Below are 19,974 nucleotides of genomic sequence, written 5' to 3'. Positions count from 1 at the left end.
GGGCACCTCCTTGGCGCGCGAGCCCTCATCACGCTTCCTGAATTAATTCAGAACCGTTTGGAAATCGCAAGATGGCGTTCGTACAGGAACTCCGCGAGGTAGTCCGGCACACCCACCGGAAGGGGCGCGGGCGGGCGCATCGCGATTCTGACTAGTCATCAGCTAGACTGCGGTGGCGAGCACGGCCGCCCCACCGCGGAGCGGCCGGACCATCTCGACGAGGCGACAGAGACCACGATGACCACCACGGAGGGTACGGCCGGTGCCGAGGGCGCCGAAGGCGCCGAGGCCGCAGAGTCCCCACGCCTGCAGAAGCTGATCAAGGCGGCCGAGGAGATCAAGCTGGCCGTGCGGCGCCAGGACGGCCGGGAGACACCGGTCGGCGAACGGGCCATGCAGACTCGCGCCAAGCTGCTGGAGGCGGCGGCCCGGCTGTTCTCCGAGCGCGGCTACCTCAACACCTCGCTCAACGACGTGGCGCGAGAGGCGGGCGTGAGCCTGCCGACGATCTACCAGTACTTCGCCGACCGCAACGACATCGTCGCCACGCTGGCCGCCGACCACGCGCTGGGCATGCTGCGCGCGGGCGCCGGCGACTGGAAACCCGCGTCGGGACGGCTCGGGCTGCGGCGGGCGATCGCGGCACTGGTCACGCTGTACGCCCAGAGCAGCCCGTTCTTCTCGCTCTGGGAGGTGGCCAGCCACATCGACGACCGCTTGGCCGACCTGCGGCACGACTTCGAGCACGCCTTCCGGAGCAACTTCGCCCGCAAAATGCGCAAGGGGATCGAGCTCGGCAGGGTCCGTCCCGACCTCGACCCGTTCGAGGTGTCCCGGGCGATGAACCTGATGGTCCAGTCGTACTGCTACGACGTCTTCGTCGTCGGCGCCCGCCGCGGCGAACCGCCCCCCGAACTCGACGACGTCATCGACCTGCTCACCACGCTCTGGGCCGACGCCATCAGGCTCCAGGAGCACCCCTCCCCCGCCTCCGGCCCCCACCCGTGACTTCTCCACCGCATCATGCCCGACCGCGATGCCGGCCCGAGGTGAGCTCGGCGTGGAGGCTCGCCGCGCTGCTCGCAACCATCCACATCAGCCGGTTCCGCGTCACCGCAGGCGAGGTTTATGACCTTTGGTTATACCAACATGTCTTGGACGTACATGGCCGATGCCGGAGACCGTTCAGTCATGAAGAACCCTCCAACCCTTCCGCTCGGCGGCCTTGAAGCACCCGCCGACGGCTTCGGCGCGATAGTTCTCCGGCCCGGGATGTACGGCGAGCTTGCATGTGGGGCAAGAACGTGACCCGATCGCTCATGCTGCTTGTGGCCCTGTGCCTGGCCGCCGCCGGCTGCGCCGACGAACCGCCGCCGCGCCGAACCGCGCCCTCGACGCCCGCCACGCCCTCGACGCCCGCCACGGCCGCCACGACCGACCGGCAACTGGTCGATCGGTTCGTGGCGGCGGTCGACCGGCGCGACCGTGCGGCGGTCGCCGCCCTGTTCGCCGAGGACGCCCGGTTCGACAGCGTCGGCCGTATCTACCGGGGCCGGGACGAGATCATGAACAGATTCCTCATCCCCGAGGTCATCGAGGTCGGCGGCCGTTACCGCGTGCTCTCGGTACGGCCGGGCGGTCCGGGGCGGACCATCGCGGAGTACGACTTCGCCACCGGATCGGGTGGTCGTGAGCACTTCACCTACGACTGCGCCGAATCAAGGGGCCGGTTCACCGACTGCGTCGGCCGCTACGTCTGATCTCAATGGCAAGGTGCCGACTCCGAACCGGCTCGCGCGGGCCGCGGCGCTTGGCGCGCCGCAGCCTCGCGGAACTCGACCATGACGTGCCGGCCCGGGTCAGCGAGTGGAAGGTCGATGACCCGGGCCCTGGAGATCGGCGGCGATCAGGGCAGTGGGCCGAGGGTGAGGTGGCGGCCGTCCACCTGGGATTCGATCGTGCCCTGCATGGAGACCGGCCGGATGCGCACGCCGTCGGCGCGCAGGTAACCCTGATGCTCTCCCGACACACGAAGGTCCGCGTTATAGAGGGAGTCGAGCCCAGAACTGGCGAAATCGCTTCGCTCGACGCCGTTGAGCACGAAACCGGGCTGGTCGGCGTAGTTGATGTAGGTGACCTCAATGAACGAGTCGAAGTTCGGTTGGGACGACGGCCGTTGAACGACGCGGATCTCGCCGGAGACCTTGCCCTTGAGGGATGCCGGCAGTTCGGGGTCATCAGGGAGGTAGCCGGCGAGTGGAGGCGCCCATCGCGGTGGGGAGACGGGGCGGGGAGAGGGGTGGGTCGCCGGCGCGCGTCCGGTCAGCCGGGCGATCACCACCCTGCTCCGGGAGTCGTCGAGCCGCCGCTGCCAGAACACCACCGCGGTGCCGTCGGGCTTCCATTCGAAGTTGGCCCGCGAGTCCCAGCCCGCGTCCAGTGCCCCGGGGGCGAGCGGCTGTCCGAGGTAGCCCCCGCGGGCGTCGTCGGTGTCGACGAGCCATGGCTCGATGATCTGTGGACGCCGGGTCGCGAAGGCCATGAACGGCAACGCCTGAATGCCGGCCTCGATGATCGGGGGACGCCGGACCTGCGACATCGTTTCCAGCAGCCCGGTGCCGCGGCCGCTGCCCACGACCATCCAGTTCCGGCCCCGGTACGGCGCGGGCGAGATCTCGACGTCCTCGTCCCAGTCCAGAGCGGTGGTCAGCCGCCGTTCCCGTCCTGTGCGCAGATCGACCGTGACGACGTCGGGGTTTCCGGCCTCGAAAGCGCCCAGGTAGCGGGAGTAGATGATCGACTTGCCGTCCGGAGTGAACCCTTTGAGCTCACCGGCGTCGGCCACCACCACGCGCGCGTCGTCGACATGGTAGGACTGCGCGCGACGGACCAGCCGGCCGACGACCCCGGCTCCCGCGGGGCGGCCGGTGGCCGACCGGCGGACCTGCGTGAGACCGACATGGACGCCGTCGGGCGACACCCGGAACTCCCGCTGGTCCTGCAGGACGTTCGGGTCGCTGCCGGACGGCGGGACGATCGGCACGACGGTCGCCCGGCGGCAGTCGGTCACCGAGGGGGCGCACTCCACGACCCCGTGATCGGACGGCACGGTCGAGCTCTGCGCTCCGATGCGGACCAACACCCGCCGGCCGTCGGGGAACGCGATCGGTTTGAGCAGTTCGGGACCGGTCCAGGAGCCGCAGGTCAGGCAGCGCAGGTCGGTGCCGTCCTCGGCGAAGGACACCAGTTGGGTGCCGGAGAAGTCGTTCGAGGTCGCGGCGGCCAGGATCCGTGAGCCCTGAGCGGTGTAGCTGGGGAACCGGACGCTGGTGATGGACGCGGGCAGCGGAACGATCGCCTGTACCACGTTCTCCGGGGGCGGCGGGGAGATCTCGGATGGGCCGGACGACTCCGAAAGCACGGCCATGCGACCGAAGTCGGGAAAGACGAGGAATGGGCAGGTGAAGGCGGCGGCGCACACGATCGCCGTGATCGTCCGTGTGCCGAGTGAGCGGAGAAGCCCACTCCGCCGGCGTCTTTTGGGGTAGGAGGATGCGTGCATGGCGCTCATGGTCGAGCGCTTCGTTGCCGGTTATCGGAAGAGTTCCTGACGGTTCGCTGACGCTTTCACGCCGTCCACGGGGTTGGCGTGGCGAATCCCGCTATCGTGCGTCGTCCCCAGCACGCCAGGAGTTGATCGATGAACGATTCCGCGACCGTCACCCAGGGCGCGGGGGCCCGTCTGCTGGTGGTGGACGACGATCCGCACATCAACGAGTTGCTGGTGACGACGCTGCGCTTCGCCGGCTACGAGGTCGCCTCGGCGGCCTCGGGAACCGAGGCACTGCGCGCGGCCACCGACTTCAGCCCGGCGGTGGCCATCCTGGACGTGATGCTGCCCGACATCGATGGATTCGAGGTCGTGCGCCGGTTACGGCGGCGCGGTCACACGTTCGCCGTGTTGCTGCTGACCGCCCGAGACGGCACCGAGGACAAGATCACCGGGCTTGCTCTGGGAGGCGATGACTATGTGACCAAGCCGTTCAGCATCGGTGAGGTCATCGCCCGGCTGCAGGCGCTGCTCCGCCGCGTCCAGGGCGGCGCCGACCGCGCCGTCCTGCGTTACGCCGATCTGGAGATGGACGAGGCCGGGCACCAGGTCCGCCGAGCGGGGCAGGCGGTCGAGTTGTCGCCCACCGAGTACCGGCTGCTGCGCTACCTGCTGCTCAATGCCGGTCGCGTGGTGTCCAAGGCGCAGATTCTCGACCAGGTCTGGCAGTACGACTTCGGAGGCGACGCCGGGGTCGTGGAGAAGTTCATGTCCAACCTCCGCCGCAAGATCGACGCCGACCGGCGGCCGTTGCTGCACACCATCCGCGGCTTCGGCTATGTCCTGAAGCTGCCCGCGTCATGATCCCGGTTCGCGGGCTCCGCCCCGTCCCGCGGACGTTGAGGGGACGCTTGCTGGCGGGCATCGTGGTGCTGGTGACCGTGGGGCTGCTCAGCTCCAACCTGGCCGCGTACGCGCTGCTGGCGTCGTTCTTCGAGCGCCGCGCGGAACGTCAGCTGGCCACGACCGGCGATCGCATCGGCGAGGTGTTCGCCCGGCGTCCCGACGCACGGACGATCGACCAGGGGCTACGGATGGTGGCCGGAGGCCGGGTCGTGGCGGCGGTCGTGGACTCGACGGGCAGGGTCCGCAGCGCCCCGCGCTCCGACGCCCCTCGGCAGGCCGCTCTCGTCCAGGCACTGACACCGTCCCTGGTCACGCGGCTGCGGGAGCACCCCGGCAGGTCCTTTCCTCTGGACGTCGCGGACGACCCGTACCGTGTCGTGTACCGCCGCCTCGCCGGCGGGGGCGGGGCAAGCGGCACCGCTGTCGCAGGCGTGATCATCGCCATCCCGCTGCGTCAGGACCAGGAGACGCTCCGCCGGTTCGCCGTCGACACCGCCGCCGTGACGGCCGTGGTGCTTCTCACCTTGGTGTGCCTGGCACTGGCGGTGCTGCGCATCGGGCTGCGGCCCTTGCGCACCATGGCGGCGGCAGCGACGGCCATCGCCGCCGGTGACCGGACTCAGCGCATTCGCGTCGGCCATCCTCAGAGCGAGGCGGGTCGGCTGGCGGTGGCGCTGAACGACGCCTTCGACCGGCAACGGCAGGTCGAGGGGCAGCTCCGCCGTTTCGTCGCGGATGTGTCGCACGAGCTTCGTACTCCGCTCAGCACCATCAGCGGATGGGCCGATCTCTACTTCCACGGCGCGCTGACCGACAAGGACTCGACCACGACCGCGATGAGCCGGATCGTCGACGCGGCGGCAGGCATGCGCAGCCTGGTCGACGAACTACTGCTCCTTGCCCGCCTGGACCAGCAACGGCCGCTGGAGACGGCACCGGTGTCCCTCCGTGACCTCGTTTCCGAAGTCGTCTCCGATGCCCGGGTGATCGCCCCTGATCGTGTCATCGCCCTCGTCACACAGGACCACGACCGCGCCATGGTCACCGGCGACGCGGCGAGGCTCCGGCAGCTCGCCCGCAACCTGCTCAGCAATGCCCTGCAACACACCCCATCAGACGTCCGCGTCCACGTCACGGTGATGACCCGGCCCGATGGCATCCATCTCGTCGTGGTGGACGAAGGCCCCGGGGTCCCTGCCGAGATACGCCCGCACCTTTTCGCGCGCTTCTCCGCGGGTGACCCGGTACGACGGCCCGGCAGCGGCCTCGGCCTGGCCATCGCCCGCGCGATCGCCGAAGCCCACGGCGGCACGATCCGGCTACGGGATCCCGCCCACGGCCACGGCGCCGAGTTCGTCGTCATCCTGCCTGCCGCGAGTAGGGAGAAGGCACCATGAACGCTTGTTGTTCTCCGTCTCGGTCCAATGCGGGGGCCGCGCCCGCCCGCCGCCTCGCCCCTACCGAGGTCTCCGCGAGCGACAGTGATCTCGGCGAGATGATCGCGCTGCCTGGCGGGACGTTCCGGATGGGCACCGACGACGAGGACGGGTTCCCCGAGGACCACGAAGGACCGGTGCGCGAGGTGACCGTGGCGCCGTTCCGCATCAGCGCGTACTGCGTGTCGAACGCTCGGTTCTCCGAGTTCGTCGAGGCGACGGGCTACCGCACGGACGCCGAGCAATTCGGCTGGAGCTATGTGTTCGCCAAGTTCCTGCCCGGCCGGCTGCGCAAGGTCGCGCCTCGGCCGCGGCGGACGCCTTGGTGGTGCGGCGTGCCCGGTGCGTACTGGCGGTGCCCGGAAGGGCCGGAGAGCGACCTGGAGGGCCGATGGGACCACCCCGTCGTGCACATCTCGTGGCACGACGCGAACGCCTACTGCCAGTGGGCGGGCGGACGCCTGCCCACCGAGGCCGAATGGGAGTACGCCGCGCGCGGAGGTCTTGACCAAGCTCGCTATCCGTGGGGCGACGAGCTCACCCCGGGCGGCGAACACCGCTGCAACATCTGGCAGGGCCGGTTCCCCGTGCACGACACCGCCGAGGACGGCTACGCCGGCACCGCGCCAGTGGACGCCTACCTGCCGAACGGGCACGGGCTCTACAACACCTCCGGCAACGTTTGGGAGTGGTGCGCCGACCTCTTCGCCGAGGGCGGGACGGAACGCTCCATGCGAGGCGGCTCGTACCTCTGCCACGAGTCGTATTGCAACCGCTATCGCGTGGCCGCGCGCACCTCCAACACGCCGGACAGTTCCAGCGGCAACCTCGGCTTCCGCTGCGCCGCCGACGTCTAGCCCTCCCGGTCCCGCCCGTCCCCCATTGACAGACGACATCGCGGAGAATTAATTTCTCAACATGACTAAAAAAGTCGCCACTGCTCAGGACCTGCGCCTGGTGAACCGCGGAACGATCCGGCGGTTGCTGCGGGACACGGGACCCCTCCCCCGCGCGGAGCTGGCACGGCGCACCGGGCTGTCGGCGACGACGGTGACGAAGGTGGTCGCGGAACTGGTCGCCGACGGCAGCCTCACCGAGATGGCGCAGGAACCGGGGGTCGAGCACGCGGGGCAGCGGTCGGCCAAGGTAGGGCGGCCCGCGATCGACGTGGCGCTGGTACCGGACGCCTACTCGGTGCTCGGGGTGCAGGTGGGTGCCGGGTTCGTGCAGCTGGGCCTGTGCGACCTGTTCGCGCGGCTGCGACGCACCGCGGAGTTCACGTTCGACCTGGCCGCGACATCCCCCGAACAGGTGGTGGAGGCCATCGCCGAGGAGGCGTCCCGGCTGGCCGGTGACCGGCGCCGTGTGCTGGGAATAGGGGTGGCCGCGCCGGGCCCGGTCGACCCGGCGCTCCGGCGGAACCTGTTGTCGATCAACTTGGGCTGGCGCGACGTCCCCTTCGCCGAGTGGCTGGAGGCGGCGCTGGACCTGCCGGCCGTCGTGGAGCACAACGTACGCGCGATGGCCCTCGCGGAGGCCCACTACGGCGGAGCCCGCGACGCGGCGACCGTGCTCTACGTGTACCTGCGTACCGGTCTGGGCGCCGGTTTCGTGCTGGGGGGGCAGCCTTTCCACCCCGGCCGGTACGGCGTCACCGAGCTCGGCCATCTACGGGTGGTGGAAAAGGGCCGCACCTGTGCCTGCACCGCGACCGGCTGCTTGGAAACGGTGCTCAGCGAGAGGTATCTGCGCGAGCAGGTGCTGGCCGCCGGCGGCGACCAGGCCCGGCTCATGGCCTCGGTGGAAGAACTGCCCGCCGTGCAGGACGAGATGGTGGACCACCTGACCACCGGCCTGGCCAGCGCGGTGAACCTGCTCAACCCCGAGCTCATCCTCCTCGGCGGCCTGTTCGGCGACGCGTCGGACCGGGTCTTCGCCGCCATCCTCGACGCCTTGCGAGCCAAGGCGTTCCCCGTGCTGCGCGATGCGATCCGGCTCGAGAGATCCACCCTCGGCATGAACGCGGGGGTCGTCGGCGGCGCGGCGATCGCGCTGGAGCGACTGTTCTACACACCGGAAGGAAGCGACCGCTCGTGACCCGTCGTTATGCTCCGCTGCCCATCCCGGACCCCACCTCCGGCACCGTGGTGCTGTCCCCGGAACGTCCGGAGGCCGGGTACTGGGTCGGCTGCCCCAGCGTGCTGTATGAGCGCGGCCGGTTTTGGCTCACCTACCGCCAGCGGCGTCCTCGTGGCGCGACCGACGAGCGCGGTTGGCGATGTGCGGTCGCGGTCAGCGACGACGGGCAGAACTTCACCGACGTCTGGTCGGTGCACAAGGACGAGTTAGGGACCTCGTCGATGGAGCGGTTCTGCCTGACCGCCACCGACGATGACCGGTACCGGCTGTTCGTCTCCTACGTCGACCCGGCGGACAAGCGGTGGCGCATCGACGCGATGACCGCCGGTAGCCCGTCGGAATTCGATGTCGCCGAGATCGAGCCGGTGCTGACCGCGGAGTCCACCGGTACGGAAGGTGTCAAGGACCCCTACGTGGTGCGCGTCGGCCCGGTCACGTACCTGTTCGCGAGCTATGCCGCGGCGTGCTCTGACCTCGGCCTGGACGCGCACGCCACAGCCGACATCTACAACGTCGGGGTCACCACCCACCCCACCGGTCTGGCCACCAGCGTGGACGGCGTCAGCTTCCGCTGGCACGGCCAGGCCCTCGCCGTCGGGGAGGGCTGGGACCGGTACCAGGCCCGGCTCAACTCCGTCGTCCCGACCCCGGGCGGCTGGGTCGGCTTCTACGACGGGTCCGCGAGCCACACCGAGAACTATGAGGAACGCTGCGGCATCGCTGTCTCCGGCGACCTGCACAACTGGCGGCGCGTCACCCACACCCAGGCATGGCTGGCATCGCCCTGGCGGACCGGTTCGGTCCGGTATATGGAGGTGCTTCTTCTCGACGGGCAGTGGTGGCTCTACTACGAGCTCACCCGTGCCGATGGGGCTCACGAGCTACGTCTGGCCAAGACACCGGCAGTCTGACCGGCGGTCTGCCCCCCTCCCCCGACCGCAACGATTGGAGCCGATCATGCATGTGACCGACGTGTCGTCCGATGCCTCCAGACGCGCCGTCCTGTCGGGTTCGCTCGCCGCCCTGGCGCTGGCGGTGGCCGGATGCAGCCGGGCCGCCGGCGGCGGCCCGGCGTCGGCCGAGCGGCTGACCGTGGGGATCCCCGCCGACATCGTCCCGGCGAACCTGCTCCGCCAGGTCGCGGTCAACTTCCCGGTGCGCTCACTGGTGTTCGACACCCTCGTCGGGCTCGACCGCCGGTCCCGGGAGATCGTGCCGCGCGTCGCCACCTCCTGGAGGTGGAACACCGACCGGACCAAGCTCACCGTCACACTGCGCGACAATGTCAGATTCCACGACGGGCGCCCGTTCGGGCCCAAGGACGTCCAGTTCGCGATCAGGACCGCGGCCGATCCCGCCAACGGGTCGCAGGTCGCCGCGATCGCCGGCCACCTCAAGAGCGTCGACCAGACCGGGGACCACGAGGTGACCTTCACCCTCACCTCCCCGATCGCCAACTTCCTCGACCTGCTTCTGGTCACACCACTGGTGGACGCCCGCACCATCAGCGGCGTCAAGACCGCCAAGCAGGTCGTGGGCACCGGGCCGTTCGCCTGGAAGTCCTGGACCCCCGGCAACCGCGTCGAGCTCACCAGGAACCCGCACTACTGGAAGTCCGGCCGGCCGTACCCGGAATCGGTGACACTGCGGGTCTTCACCCAGGCGCAGGCGCTCACCGCGGCGCTGCGCGCCGATGAGATCGACGCCGCGTACCAGATGATCCCGCGCGACGCGGCGCTCTTCGCCAAGGACGATCGGTACGAGGTCTTCTCGACCGCGCCGACCTTCACCGACTGGTACCTGGGCGTCAACGTCTCGGTGCCGCCGTTCACCGACGTCCGGGTGCGCCAGGCCATCGCGTGGGCCGTCGACCGGGAGCGGATCGCCCGCCAGGTCTTCTCGGGATTCGGCACGGCGAGCTGCCTGCCCGCGCTGGACACCTTCCCCGGGCTCACCACGGCCGACAACACCCGCTACTCGCACGATCCCGTCAAGGCATGGCAGCTTCTCCACGCCGCCGGCGCGGTCGGCAAGACCGTCCCGATCGTGGCCAACGGCAACAACAAGACGGCCATGGAGATCCTCAACATCGTCCAGTACAACCTGGAGGGCGCCGGGCTGAAGGTGACGCCGACCGCGTTGGACGCCGCCGCCTACCAGGGGCAGGTGCAGAAGGCGGCGATCCGCGGCCTGTGGATCGGCCCGGTGGACCTGGCCTCGATCTCCATCGCGACCCTGGCGCTCGGCAACCCGCCGTTCAAGGTCAAGGGCAACAGCTCGCACGTCACCGACCCGGCGTACGCCAAGCTGGCGGGCTCGGTCGTGAACGCCTCGACGGACCAGGCGCGGGCGGCCGCCAACCGCGCGTACATGGACTACGTCCTCGATCAGGCGTTCCATCTCACGCTCGTGCACGGCTACTACGTCGCCGTCGTGCGCAAGCCGCTGTCCGGTGTCACCACCACGGGAACCTCCGATCTCGACCTGGCCGCGGTGAGGGCGGCGTGACCGGAGGCATGAACATCCTGCTCATCACCGCCGACGACATGTCCGCCGACACACCGGGCTGCTTCGGCGGGCATCCGGCGGCGACCCCGGCGATCGATCGGCTGGCCGGGCAGGGCATGCGCTTCGAGAAGGCACATGTGCCCATCGCCGTCTGCCAGCCGAGCAGGTCGGCGCTCATCACCGGCCTGTGGCCGCACCGCAACGGCGCCGAGGGGTTCGGGCCGATCCGGCCGGGCGTGCCGGTTCTCACCGACCTGCTGCGCGACGCCGGATATCGGTGCGGGATCCTGGGCAAGGTCGAGCATCTCCAGCCGGTGGACCGGTTCGGCTGGGAGCTCGTGCGTACGCGGGACGAACTCGGCGCCGGCCGCGATCCGGCGGCCTATGCCTCGGCCGCGGCCGGGTTCATGGCCCGGGGACGGCCGTGGTTCCTGATGGCCAACGCACACGACCCGCACCGGCCGTTCCACGGCAGCGACCAGGAACGCGAGATGTTCGCCGAGGAGACGCGGGAGCGCATCCCGGCGCCGTCCAAGACCTTCGGACCCGACGACGTGGACGTTCCGGGCTTCCTGCCCGACCTGCCCGGCGTCCGGCTGGAGATCGCCGAGTACCACGGGTCGGCGCGCCGCTGCGACGACGTGGTCGACGCCCTCCTGACGGTCCTCGACGGCTCCGGCGAACGCGACCGGACGCTCGTGGTGTTCCTGTCGGACAACGGGATGGCCTTCCCCTACGCGAAGGCGAACTGCTACCTGCAGAGCACCCGAACGCCTCTGGTGGTGCGCTGGCCCGGCCGTGCCCGGCCGTCCTCGGTGGACGCCCGGCACTTCGTCAGCGGGCTGGACCTGTTCCCCACCGTGTGCGAGGCGGCAGGCGTCGCGCCGCCGGGCGATATCGACGGCCGCTCGATCGTCCCGCTCCTTGAGGGCGGGCATGAGCCGGGACGCGACCACATCGTGACGACGTTCCACGAGACATCGGCGAAGGAGCGCTTCGAGATGCGCGCCATCCAGACCTCCCGCTTCGGCTACATCTGGAACCACTGGAGCGACGGCGTTCCTCGCTACCGCGCGGAGAACATGAGCGGCCGCACGTGGGCCGCCATGCTTCAGAACGCCGAACACGACCCGGCCGTTCTGGCCCGCACCGACTTCTACCTGCGCCGCGCGCCGGAGGAGTTCTACGACCTGGCGGACGATCCGCACGGGCTGACCAACCTCATCGCCGACGCCTCCCGTGACGGGGACATCGCCGAGCTCAGGACGCGCCTTGCCGACACCTTGGCCGGCACCGACGACCCGCTGTACGACACGTACCGATCCGACGTCATGGTGGAGCGGGCACCATGAGGCAGCCGAACATCGTCTTGATCCTCGCGGACGATCTGGGGTATTCCGACATCGGCTGCTACGGCGGTGAGATCCGTACCCCGAACCTGGACCGGCTGGGACGCGCCGGGGTGCGCATGTCGCAGTTCTACAACACGGCGCGATGCAGCCCTTCTCGTGCGTCCCTGCTCACCGGGCTGCATCCACATCAGACCGGCATCGGCATCCTGGCCAACGACGACGGCCCCGGCGGGTATCCCGGCAGCCTCAACGAGCGATGCGTGACCGCGGCGGAGGTGTTCGGCGACGCCGGGTACGCCACCTGCCTTTCCGGCAAGTGGCATCTGAGCGCGGACCTGTGGGAGCCCGCGCCGTCCTGGCCGACGCGGCGCGGGTTCGCCGAATTCTTCGGAACCATCAGCGGCTGCGGTAGTTACTACGACCCTGCGACCCTACGGCGCGGTGAGAAGGACGCGAGCGCCGAGAGCCGCCGCTCCGGGTTCTTCTACACCGACGCCATCTCCGACCACGCAGTGGAGTTCATCCGCACCCAGGCCGCGTCGGCGCGTCCGTTCTTCGCCTACGTTTCCTACACCGCGCCGCACTGGCCGCTGCACGCCCCCGAGTCCGACGTCGCCGCGTACGACGGTGTCTACGACGCCGGGTGGGACGAGCTCCGCGAACGGCGCCTGGACCGGCTCCGCACGGAAGAGCTGCTCGGCACGGAGTCACCACTGTCGCGGCGAGATCCCACCCAGCCGCCGTGGGCGGAGGCGCCGGACAAGGCGTGGCAGGCGCGCCGCATGCAGGTGTACGCGGCCCAGGTCGAGCGGATGGACCGGGGCATCGGCCGTATCCTCGACCAGCTCGACGCCTCCAGGGTGCTGGACGACACGCTCGTGGTGTTCCTGTCCGACAACGGGGGGTGCGCCGAGGAGCTTCCGCAGGGCGACCCTGAGGTGTTCCGCGGCAAGCGGCACATGGTGCCTGCCGCGACACGTGACGGCGCCGAGCTGCGTATCGGCAACGATCCGAGCATCGACCCCGGCCCCGAGGACACCTACGCCAGCTACGGCCGGGCCTGGGCCAACCTGTCCAACACCCCGTTCCGGTTCTACAAACGGTGGGTCCATGAGGGCGGCATCGCGACCCCGTTCATCGTCCACTGGCCCGCCGGTCTGAGCGGCGGGAGCATCGTCCATACGCCGTTCCAGCTCACCGACGTCCTGCCCACCTTGCTCGCGGCCACCGGCGTCGGCTACCCGGCGCGGCGCATGGGCCGGGAGGTGGCGCCTCTTGAGGGCCGCAGCATGGTGCCCGCGCTGCGAGGCGAGAAGGCGGCGGACGCGACCCTGTTCTGGGAGCACATCGGCAACGCGGCCGTGCGGCGCGGGCGGTGGAAGCTGGTCAGCGAGTACCCGGGCTCGTGGGAGCTGTACGACATGCACGTCGATCGTTCCGAGCTGACCGACCTCGCCGGACGGCACCCGGAGCTGGTCGCCGAGCTCGCGGCCGAGTACGACCGGTGGGCGCGCCGCGTCGGTGTCATCCCCCGTGACCGGATCCTGCGGCTGTATGCCGAGAAGACCCGTCGCGGCCTCCCGGTCGCGGGCCTGTGAGGGCGGCGGGCATGCCTTATGTCGCGCGGCGGCTGGCCACGACCCTGCTGGTCCTGGTGCTGGCGTCGCTGGCGATCTTCGCACTGCTACGCCTGGCACCCGGTGATCCGGCGACCATCCTCGCCGGGCAGGACGCCACCCCCGCGCAGGTGGCGGCAATCCGGCACGAGCTGGGCCTGGACCGTTCACTGCCCGCGCAGTACTGGCAGTGGCTGTCCGGGCTGCTGACCGGCGACCCCGGCAGCTCCTACACCTTCCGGCAACCCATCTCCGGCCTGCTCGTGCAACGCGCCGGCCCGACCGTGCAGCTGACCCTCACCGCCACCGTCGTCATGGTGGTGCTCGGCCTGGTGCTGGGTGTCGCCGCGGCGGGCTCCCGGTCCCGGACGGTCCGCAATCTGGTCGACGCGGTCTCGACCGCGGCGCTGTCCACGCCGCCGTTCGTCTCCTCCATCGTCATGATCTTCGTGTTGGCGGTGACGTTGCGGCTTCTGCCCGCGGGCGGGCAGGCCGGCCTGTTCTCGGATCCGGCGATCGGCATCCAGTACGTGATCATGCCGGCCGTCGCCGTCGCGCTGCCCGGCTCGGCGGTGATCGCCCGCCTGCTGGCCACCGAGATGCGCAGGGCGCACCGGGAGGAGTTCGCCCGCACGGCCAAGGCCAAGGGCGCTTCCCGGCGGCGGGTCCTGCTCCGTCACGTCCTGCCCAACAGCATCGGCCCCGCCGTCGTCGAGCTGGGCATCCGGATCGGTGACCTGTTCGCGGGCGCCGTCGTGGTCGAGGCGATCTTCGCCCGCTCCGGAATCGGTTCACTGCTGGTCAGCGCGGTGCAGGGGCGCGACTACCTGCTGGCGCAGGACATCCTGCTCGCCTCGGTCGCCTTCGCCGCCGCCATGCAGTTGCTCACCGAGCTGTCCATGGCCCGGGTCGATCGGCGGATCGACCTTCAGGAGGCGATTCCATGATCACCGTTCCCGTCCTCGACCAGGTCGCGGCGGCCGGGCCGTCCCGGCGCCGTAACCGCTACCTGGCCGGGCTGCTGTCCGCACGCGGGCTGACCGGGCTGAGCCTGGTCGCGCTGATCACGCTCGCCGGAGTGATCGGACCGCTTCTGCTGCCGTACGGACCGCTGGAGCAGGGCCCGGACGCGCTGGCCCCACCCGGAGGGGAGCATCCGCTGGGTACCGACGAGGTCGGACGGGACATCCTCGCCCGCGTCCTGGGCGGCATCCGCGTCGATCTGCTGCTCGCCCTCGTCGCCGTACCGATCGCGGTGGTGCTCGGCACCGGCCTCGGCATGCTCAGCGTGGTCAACCGCCTCGCCGGCGGCGCGGTGCAACGGTTCATCGACGTCCTGCTCGGCTTCCCCGGCGTCGTGCTGGGCGTGGCGATCGGGATCGCGATGACCCCCGGATTCAACGCCGTGTGGGTGACCATCGTGCTCGTCGCGCTCCCCGCGTTCGGCCGCCAGGCGAGGATGGCCACACTCGGGCAACTGTCCCGCGACTATGTCAGCGCGGCCCGCGTGCTCGGCACGCCCCGTGCCCGGATCGTGGTCGGCCACATGCTGCCCAACATCTGCGACGCCGTGCTGGTACGCGCGGCGGTCGCGGTCGCCCAGGCGATCCAGATCGAAGGCGGGCTCAGCGTGGTGGGCCTGGGCATCCAGCCCCCGAGCCCGTCGCTCGGCTCGATGATCGCCGGCGGTAGCCAGTACCTGTCCGTCAGCCCCATGTACTCACTCGCCTCGGTGATCGTCGTGTTCGTGCTCGTCCTCGGATGCACGCTGATCGCCGACGCCCTGAACAAGGCGGTGCTGCGCCGATGACCGAGAACCCGCGCCCGTTGCTGGACGTGCAGGGACTGACCATCCGCCTCGCGCTGCCGGAGGGCTCCGGCACGGCGGTCGACGACGTGAGCTTCACCCTGCACTCTGGGCAGATCCTGGGCATGGTCGGTGAATCCGGCTCGGGCAAGTCCATGACCGCGCTCGCGATAGCCCGCATGCTGCCGGACATCGCCGAGATCACCGGCGGACGGATCCTGCTGCGCGGCACCGATCTGGCCCAGGCCGGCGAAGAGGTCATGCGCCGGGTCCGCGGCAAGGACATCGGCATGGTGTTCCAGGATCCGCTCGCCGCGCTCAACCCGTTGATGACCGTCGGTGCCCAGATCACCGAGGCGCTGACCCTGCACGGCACGTCCCGCGCCGCGGCCAGGCGCCGGTCCGTGGAACTGCTCCAGATGGTCGGGATCGGCGACGCCCGGCACGCGGTCGACGACTACCCGCACCAGTTCTCCGGCGGCATGCGACAACGCGTGATGATCGCGGCCGCCGTCGCCAACGACCCCGCGCTGCTCATCGCCGACGAGCCCACCACCGCCCTGGACGTGACCATCCAGGCCGAAGTCCTGCGGCTGCTCGCACGGCTGCGCGACGAACTCGGTACGGCCGTTCTGCTCATCACGCACGACATCGGCCTCGTCGAGCAGACCTGCGACCGCATGGTCGTCCTGTACGGAGGCCGGGTCGCCGAGAGCGGGCCGACCCACGACGTGCTCGGCACCCCGCACCATCCGTACACGTTCGGCCTGATGCAGTCGGTGCCCCGCCTCGACCGGCCGGTCTCCGAACGACTGCCCGCCATCCCCGGCCAGCCGCCCCACCTGACCGCCATCGGCCCCGGTTGCCCCTTCGCGACCCGCTGCGCCCACGTCCAAGACCGGTGCCGCGGCGAACAGCCGGTGCTGCGCCCGGTGACCGGGGACCCCTCGCACCAGTCGGCCTGCTGGGTCATCGACGAGCCCGACCGGCAACTGACCTCGCCGGCGCCCACGCCACCGAGGTCGACACGTCCCGATCCGGCCCGCGACGAACCCGTCGTGGTCGTAGACGACCTGGTGGTGGACTACCGATCCCGCCGCTCGCGGGCGCGCCACGTCGGCCGCCCGGCCGTGGACGGCGTCTCCCTGCGGGCCTCCGTCGGCCGCACCCTCGGGCTGGTCGGAGAGTCCGGCTGCGGCAAGACGTCCCTCGCCCGCGCGATCGTCGGGCTGACACCGGCCCGCTCCGGCCGGCTCACGGTCGCCGGCCGGGACTGGCGGACCGCCACCAGGGAGCAAACCGCACGGTTGCGCCGGACCGTCCAACTGGTCTTCCAGGACCCGTACGCATCGCTCAACCCACGATGGCGGATCCGGCAGATCATCAAGGAGCCGTTGCGGCACGGCGATCGGGACGTCGGCGAACTCATGGAGCTCGTCGGCCTGCACCGCGGGATGCTGGATCGCTACCCCGACGAGCTGTCCGGCGGGCAACGCCAGCGGGTCGGCATCGCCCGCGCGCTCGCCGCCGGGCCCGAACTGCTGATCGCCGACGAACCCGTCTCCGCCCTGGACGTCTCCATCCAGGCGCAGGTGATCAACCTGCTCGGCGACCTCCGCGAGAAGCTCGGGCTGGGCATCGTCTTCGTGGCGCACGACCTGGCCGTCGTACGGCACGTCTCCGACGACCTGGCCGTCATGTACCTCGGCCGGATCGTCGAGCAGGGACCGGCCGAGGACGTCTTCCGCCGCCCCCGGCACCCCTACACCCGGACGCTGATCTCCTCCGCCGCCGGCACGCCGGCCACAGGTTCGCAGCGGCCCGAGCCGCACGCCCCGCCGATCGACCTCCGCGTCGGCTGCCGATTCCGCGACCGATGCCCCATCGGACCCCTGACACACCCCGACCGCACCATCTGCGGCGAACAGGACCCGCCGCTGCGGGACGGACCGGGCGGGCACATGGCGGCCTGCCATTTCGCAGGCGAGCTCACCCCCGCGGCGGCACCATGACATCGCCGGACGAGGCAGTGGCCACCACACCTTCCAGAGAAGGGGGTCCTCCAACTAGCCGGACCAGGCGCCCCTACGGGCAGTGGTCTCCGGCCTTCGGGTGGATGTGCACGAAAGCGTGACTTGGTTGGGTCGGTCTCATGAGACCACGCAGCGTTGAGATGGCCGTCCGTGTCACCCTGGTGCTCCTGGGGACCGTCACCGCGGGGCCCGCGCTGGCACTCGTCCAACCCCGAACACTGAGCACATATGCCGGTCTGGACGTCCCTGCCGACCCGATGATCCTGGCTCTCCTTCAGCATCGCGGAGTTCTCCAGGGCGCACTGGGCGCGGCTCTCATCTACGCCGCGTTCCACCCCGCTTTGCGAGTGCCGGCCGCCGTCACGGCGATCACCACCAAATCGATCTTCCTTGTCCTCATGGCCACCTTGCCCGGCCCTTCACGACTGGCCGATATCACAGGAGTCCCGATCGACATCGCGGCGATCATTCTCCTCGCCCTTGTCATCGCACACACGATGAACGGGCGACGTCTGCCGGCAAGGGCGACCGTGACCCACGTGAGGTCACGGTCGCGGAAGCATGAGCAGACAATGTGATGACGAGCTGCCCACGACTTTTTCGGCCGCCCTGTGCGCCGCTTTCTGTTACTCCTCGCTGATTCCCGCGCGCACGGCCAGGACCGCCAATCGGATCCGGTTGTGGGTGCCGGTCTTGTTCATGAGGTTGCCGACGTGTGTCTTCACTGTGGTGACACCGAGGTGCAACCGTTGCGCGATCTCCTGGTTGGAATGCCCGGCGGCGACCAGCGTCAGGACCTCTCGTTCGCGTGGCGACAGCTCCGGTAGCGGTGCGGCCGATGGTGCGTGCCCTGTGCCACGAGCCCGTACGGCCTGGTCCACCAGGCGGCTGAGGACGCTCTGGCTGAACGGGCTGCCGCCATCGGCCGCCCGACGGATGGCGTCGAGCAACTCGCCGGGCGGCGTGTCCTTGACCACGAACCCACAGGCGCCGGCGGCGAGCGCTGGATAGAGGTGGTCATCGTCGTCGAAGGTCGTCAGAGCCAGCACCCGTGTCGACGGCCGGGACGTCATGATGCGCTGGGTGGCGGTCGCTCCGTTCATCCCGGGCATGTGCAGGTCCATCAGTACCACGTCGACCGGCAGCCGTTCGACCAGCCGTACGGCCTCAAGCCCGTTGGCCGCCTCACCCACGATCTCCATGTCGGGAGCGGATTCGCACAGCATCGTCAGGCCCATGCGGACCAGTTGCTGATCGTCGACGAGCAGGATCCGGATCATGCCGGCGCTTCCCGCTCCGCCGTCAGGGCGGGCAGTTCGGCGGAGAGCGTCCAACCATGAGCGCTGGGGCCGGCGTGCAGTCGGCCGCCGAGCAGTTCCACACGTTCGGTCATCCCCGTCAGGCCGTGCCCTGAGCTCTCCGGCGCGCGCTTGAGCACGAAGGCGTCGGCGCTTCCAGCAGCGTTGGTGTTGTCGAGTACCAGCGTCACGGCGCCGTTCTCCATGCGTACCGACAGCTTGGCTTGGGTCTGCGGTCCTGCGTGTTTCGCGACGTTGGCCATGCCTTCCTGGGTGAGCCGCAGCACTGTGAGCCCGCGAAGGCTGTCCAGTTGGGCGATGGCCGGGTCGATCGATGCGTCGATCGTCAGTCCGGTCTTCCTGCCCTGCTCCACGACGGTGTTCAGCGCTGCGGGGAGGGCGGCCGGATCGACCTGTGCGGGGTCGTCGTGCACCGATGCGGGATCGCGTAACACTTCGACCAGCCGGCGGAGGTCGGCCAGTGCGGCCGTGCCAGAGGCGTGCAGGTCACGTAGCACCTCGGTGACACCGGGGTCGACGTCCGGCAGGACATGGCGTGCCACCCCGACCCGCAGCACCATCGACGACACGTGGTGGGCAACCAGATCATGCAGCTCACGCGCGATCGCCGTGCGTTCTGCCGCACGGACGGCGCGTGCCTCCGACAACCGCCGTCGTTCCTCTTCGGCCGCCCGTTCCCTTGCCTGCCGCGCACTTTCCCGTACTGATCGGATATAGACACCGACCAGCAACGGCACGCCCATAACGGTTGCGACACGGAAGAGGACAGGTGCGACCTCGGCCGGGGGCCGGCCGACCCATTCCGTGGCGATCGCCATCGCAAGAGCGCACCCACCGACGGACACTTGCCAGGCTGAGCGGCGTACAGCCAGCTCGAACAGTGCGATGCCGCTCATCGCCTTGACCGACACGGCGACAACCGCCTCGGTGACACCGGCGACCCCGAGCAGGGCACACAGGCCGAGCATCGCGGGCAACGGCCAAGCGCTCGCCGCGAGCAGCAGCAGGAAGGCCGACAGGACGAGTCCCCAGTCCCACGCCGTACCGGGCCGGTGCAGCAACGTCAGGTCACCGATGGTCAGCGCGGTGAGCAAGCCCGCACGCGCCGGACTGAAGCCGCCGGTAGCGGCCCGTTCGACCCGTTCGGCGAGCATGGCTCGATCATAGGCACGCGCACGAGGGGCGCCCTCCTCCAATCGGAGGAGCGAGGGTCCTGCGACCGGCCGCCGGGACCGCCGTAAAAGCCGCGGCGGGCGGCCACTCGGAGGAGGTGCCCCGAGACGGGCGTTGGTTGGGTCAGAAGCCATG

17 protein-coding genes are annotated in these 19,974 nt (G+C 70.0%); 14 read left to right on the top strand and 3 right to left on the bottom strand.

Translation table 11 applies throughout. The features are described 5' to 3' along the window. Positions 1-237 precede the first annotated feature (237 nt). The gene (locus tag QSK21_RS24825; protein ID WP_285699325.1) at positions 238-1,008 is read left to right on the top strand and encodes a TetR/AcrR family transcriptional regulator; all 771 of its coding nucleotides are present in this window, start codon (positions 238-240) and stop codon (positions 1,006-1,008) included. 296 nt (positions 1,009-1,304) lie between these two features. Continuing rightward, a complete protein-coding gene (locus QSK21_RS24820; protein ID WP_285699317.1) occupies positions 1,305-1,760 on the top strand; it encodes a nuclear transport factor 2 family protein in 456 nt (151 codons plus the stop codon). A gap of 146 nt (positions 1,761-1,906) precedes the next feature. Here QSK21_RS24820 and QSK21_RS24815 read toward each other — a convergent pair whose 3' ends face one another. Continuing rightward, entirely contained in the window at positions 1,907-3,427 is a 1,521-nt protein-coding gene (locus QSK21_RS24815; protein ID WP_285699316.1) for a TolB-like translocation protein, read from the bottom strand. Between the two features lie 273 nt (positions 3,428-3,700). Here QSK21_RS24815 and QSK21_RS24810 point away from each other — a divergent pair, with 273 nt between their 5' ends. The 12 genes from QSK21_RS24810 (at position 3,701) to QSK21_RS24755 (ending at position 17,925) form a co-directional block, all read left to right on the top strand. Further along, complete coding sequence (locus tag QSK21_RS24810; protein WP_285699314.1) at positions 3,701-4,414, top strand: response regulator transcription factor; 714 nt, start codon at positions 3,701-3,703, stop codon at positions 4,412-4,414. Further along, positions 4,411-5,853 carry a sensor histidine kinase gene (locus tag QSK21_RS24805; protein ID WP_285699313.1) on the top strand — a complete coding sequence of 481 codons (1,443 nt, stop codon included), beginning with the start codon at positions 4,411-4,413 and terminating at the stop codon, positions 5,851-5,853. Before QSK21_RS24810 ends, QSK21_RS24805 begins: the two co-directional genes overlap by 4 nt. Next, a complete protein-coding gene (locus QSK21_RS24800) occupies positions 5,850-6,749 on the top strand; it encodes a formylglycine-generating enzyme family protein (RefSeq protein WP_502871598.1) in 900 nt (299 codons plus the stop codon). The genes QSK21_RS24805 and QSK21_RS24800 overlap by 4 nt, the downstream gene beginning before the upstream one ends. Positions 6,750-6,810: 61 nt before the next feature. Next, positions 6,811-7,989 carry an ROK family transcriptional regulator gene (locus QSK21_RS24795; protein ID WP_285699310.1) on the top strand — a complete coding sequence of 393 codons (1,179 nt, stop codon included), beginning with the start codon at positions 6,811-6,813 and terminating at the stop codon, positions 7,987-7,989. Beyond that, entirely contained in the window at positions 7,986-8,942 is a 957-nt protein-coding gene (locus QSK21_RS24790; RefSeq protein ID WP_285699308.1) for a glycoside hydrolase family protein, read from the top strand. Before QSK21_RS24795 ends, QSK21_RS24790 begins: the two co-directional genes overlap by 4 nt. A gap of 46 nt (positions 8,943-8,988) precedes the next feature. After that, complete coding sequence (locus tag QSK21_RS24785; protein WP_285699307.1) at positions 8,989-10,539, top strand: ABC transporter substrate-binding protein; 1,551 nt, start codon at positions 8,989-8,991, stop codon at positions 10,537-10,539. Beyond that, on the top strand, positions 10,536-11,891 hold the full coding sequence (locus QSK21_RS24780; protein WP_285699305.1) for a sulfatase family protein: 1,356 nt from the start codon (positions 10,536-10,538) through the stop codon (positions 11,889-11,891). Before QSK21_RS24785 ends, QSK21_RS24780 begins: the two co-directional genes overlap by 4 nt. Beyond that, complete coding sequence (locus QSK21_RS24775) at positions 11,888-13,489, top strand: arylsulfatase (RefSeq protein WP_285699303.1); 1,602 nt, start codon at positions 11,888-11,890, stop codon at positions 13,487-13,489. The genes QSK21_RS24780 and QSK21_RS24775 overlap by 4 nt, the downstream gene beginning before the upstream one ends. A gap of 11 nt (positions 13,490-13,500) precedes the next feature. After that, positions 13,501-14,454: an ABC transporter permease gene (locus tag QSK21_RS24770; RefSeq protein ID WP_285699302.1), complete on the top strand. Its 954-nt coding sequence runs from the start codon at positions 13,501-13,503 to the stop codon at positions 14,452-14,454. Beyond that, complete coding sequence (locus tag QSK21_RS24765) at positions 14,451-15,317, top strand: ABC transporter permease (RefSeq protein WP_285699301.1); 867 nt, start codon at positions 14,451-14,453, stop codon at positions 15,315-15,317. Before QSK21_RS24770 ends, QSK21_RS24765 begins: the two co-directional genes overlap by 4 nt. Further along, positions 15,314-17,326, top strand: coding sequence for a dipeptide ABC transporter ATP-binding protein (locus QSK21_RS24760; RefSeq protein WP_285699299.1), 2,013 nt, complete (start codon positions 15,314-15,316; stop codon positions 17,324-17,326). The genes QSK21_RS24765 and QSK21_RS24760 overlap by 4 nt, the downstream gene beginning before the upstream one ends. Before the next feature lie 161 nt (positions 17,327-17,487). After that, positions 17,488-17,925 (top strand): hypothetical protein, encoded by a 438-nt coding sequence (locus QSK21_RS24755; protein WP_285699298.1) that lies wholly within the window; start codon positions 17,488-17,490, stop codon positions 17,923-17,925. 48 nt (positions 17,926-17,973) lie between these two features. Here the strand turns inward: QSK21_RS24755 and QSK21_RS24750 are convergent, their stop codons facing one another. After that, a complete protein-coding gene (locus tag QSK21_RS24750; RefSeq protein WP_285699296.1) occupies positions 17,974-18,627 on the bottom strand; it encodes a response regulator transcription factor in 654 nt (217 codons plus the stop codon). Beyond that, a complete protein-coding gene (locus QSK21_RS24745; RefSeq protein WP_285699295.1) occupies positions 18,624-19,820 on the bottom strand; it encodes a sensor histidine kinase in 1,197 nt (398 codons plus the stop codon). Before QSK21_RS24745 ends, QSK21_RS24750 begins: the two co-directional genes overlap by 4 nt. Positions 19,821-19,974 lie beyond the last annotated feature (154 nt).

It is taken from the genome of Actinomadura sp. NBRC 104412 (assembly GCF_030269515.1).
GTDB lineage: Bacteria > Actinomycetota > Actinomycetes > Streptosporangiales > Streptosporangiaceae > Spirillospora.
This window is presented reverse-complemented; position numbering and strand designations above follow the sequence as displayed.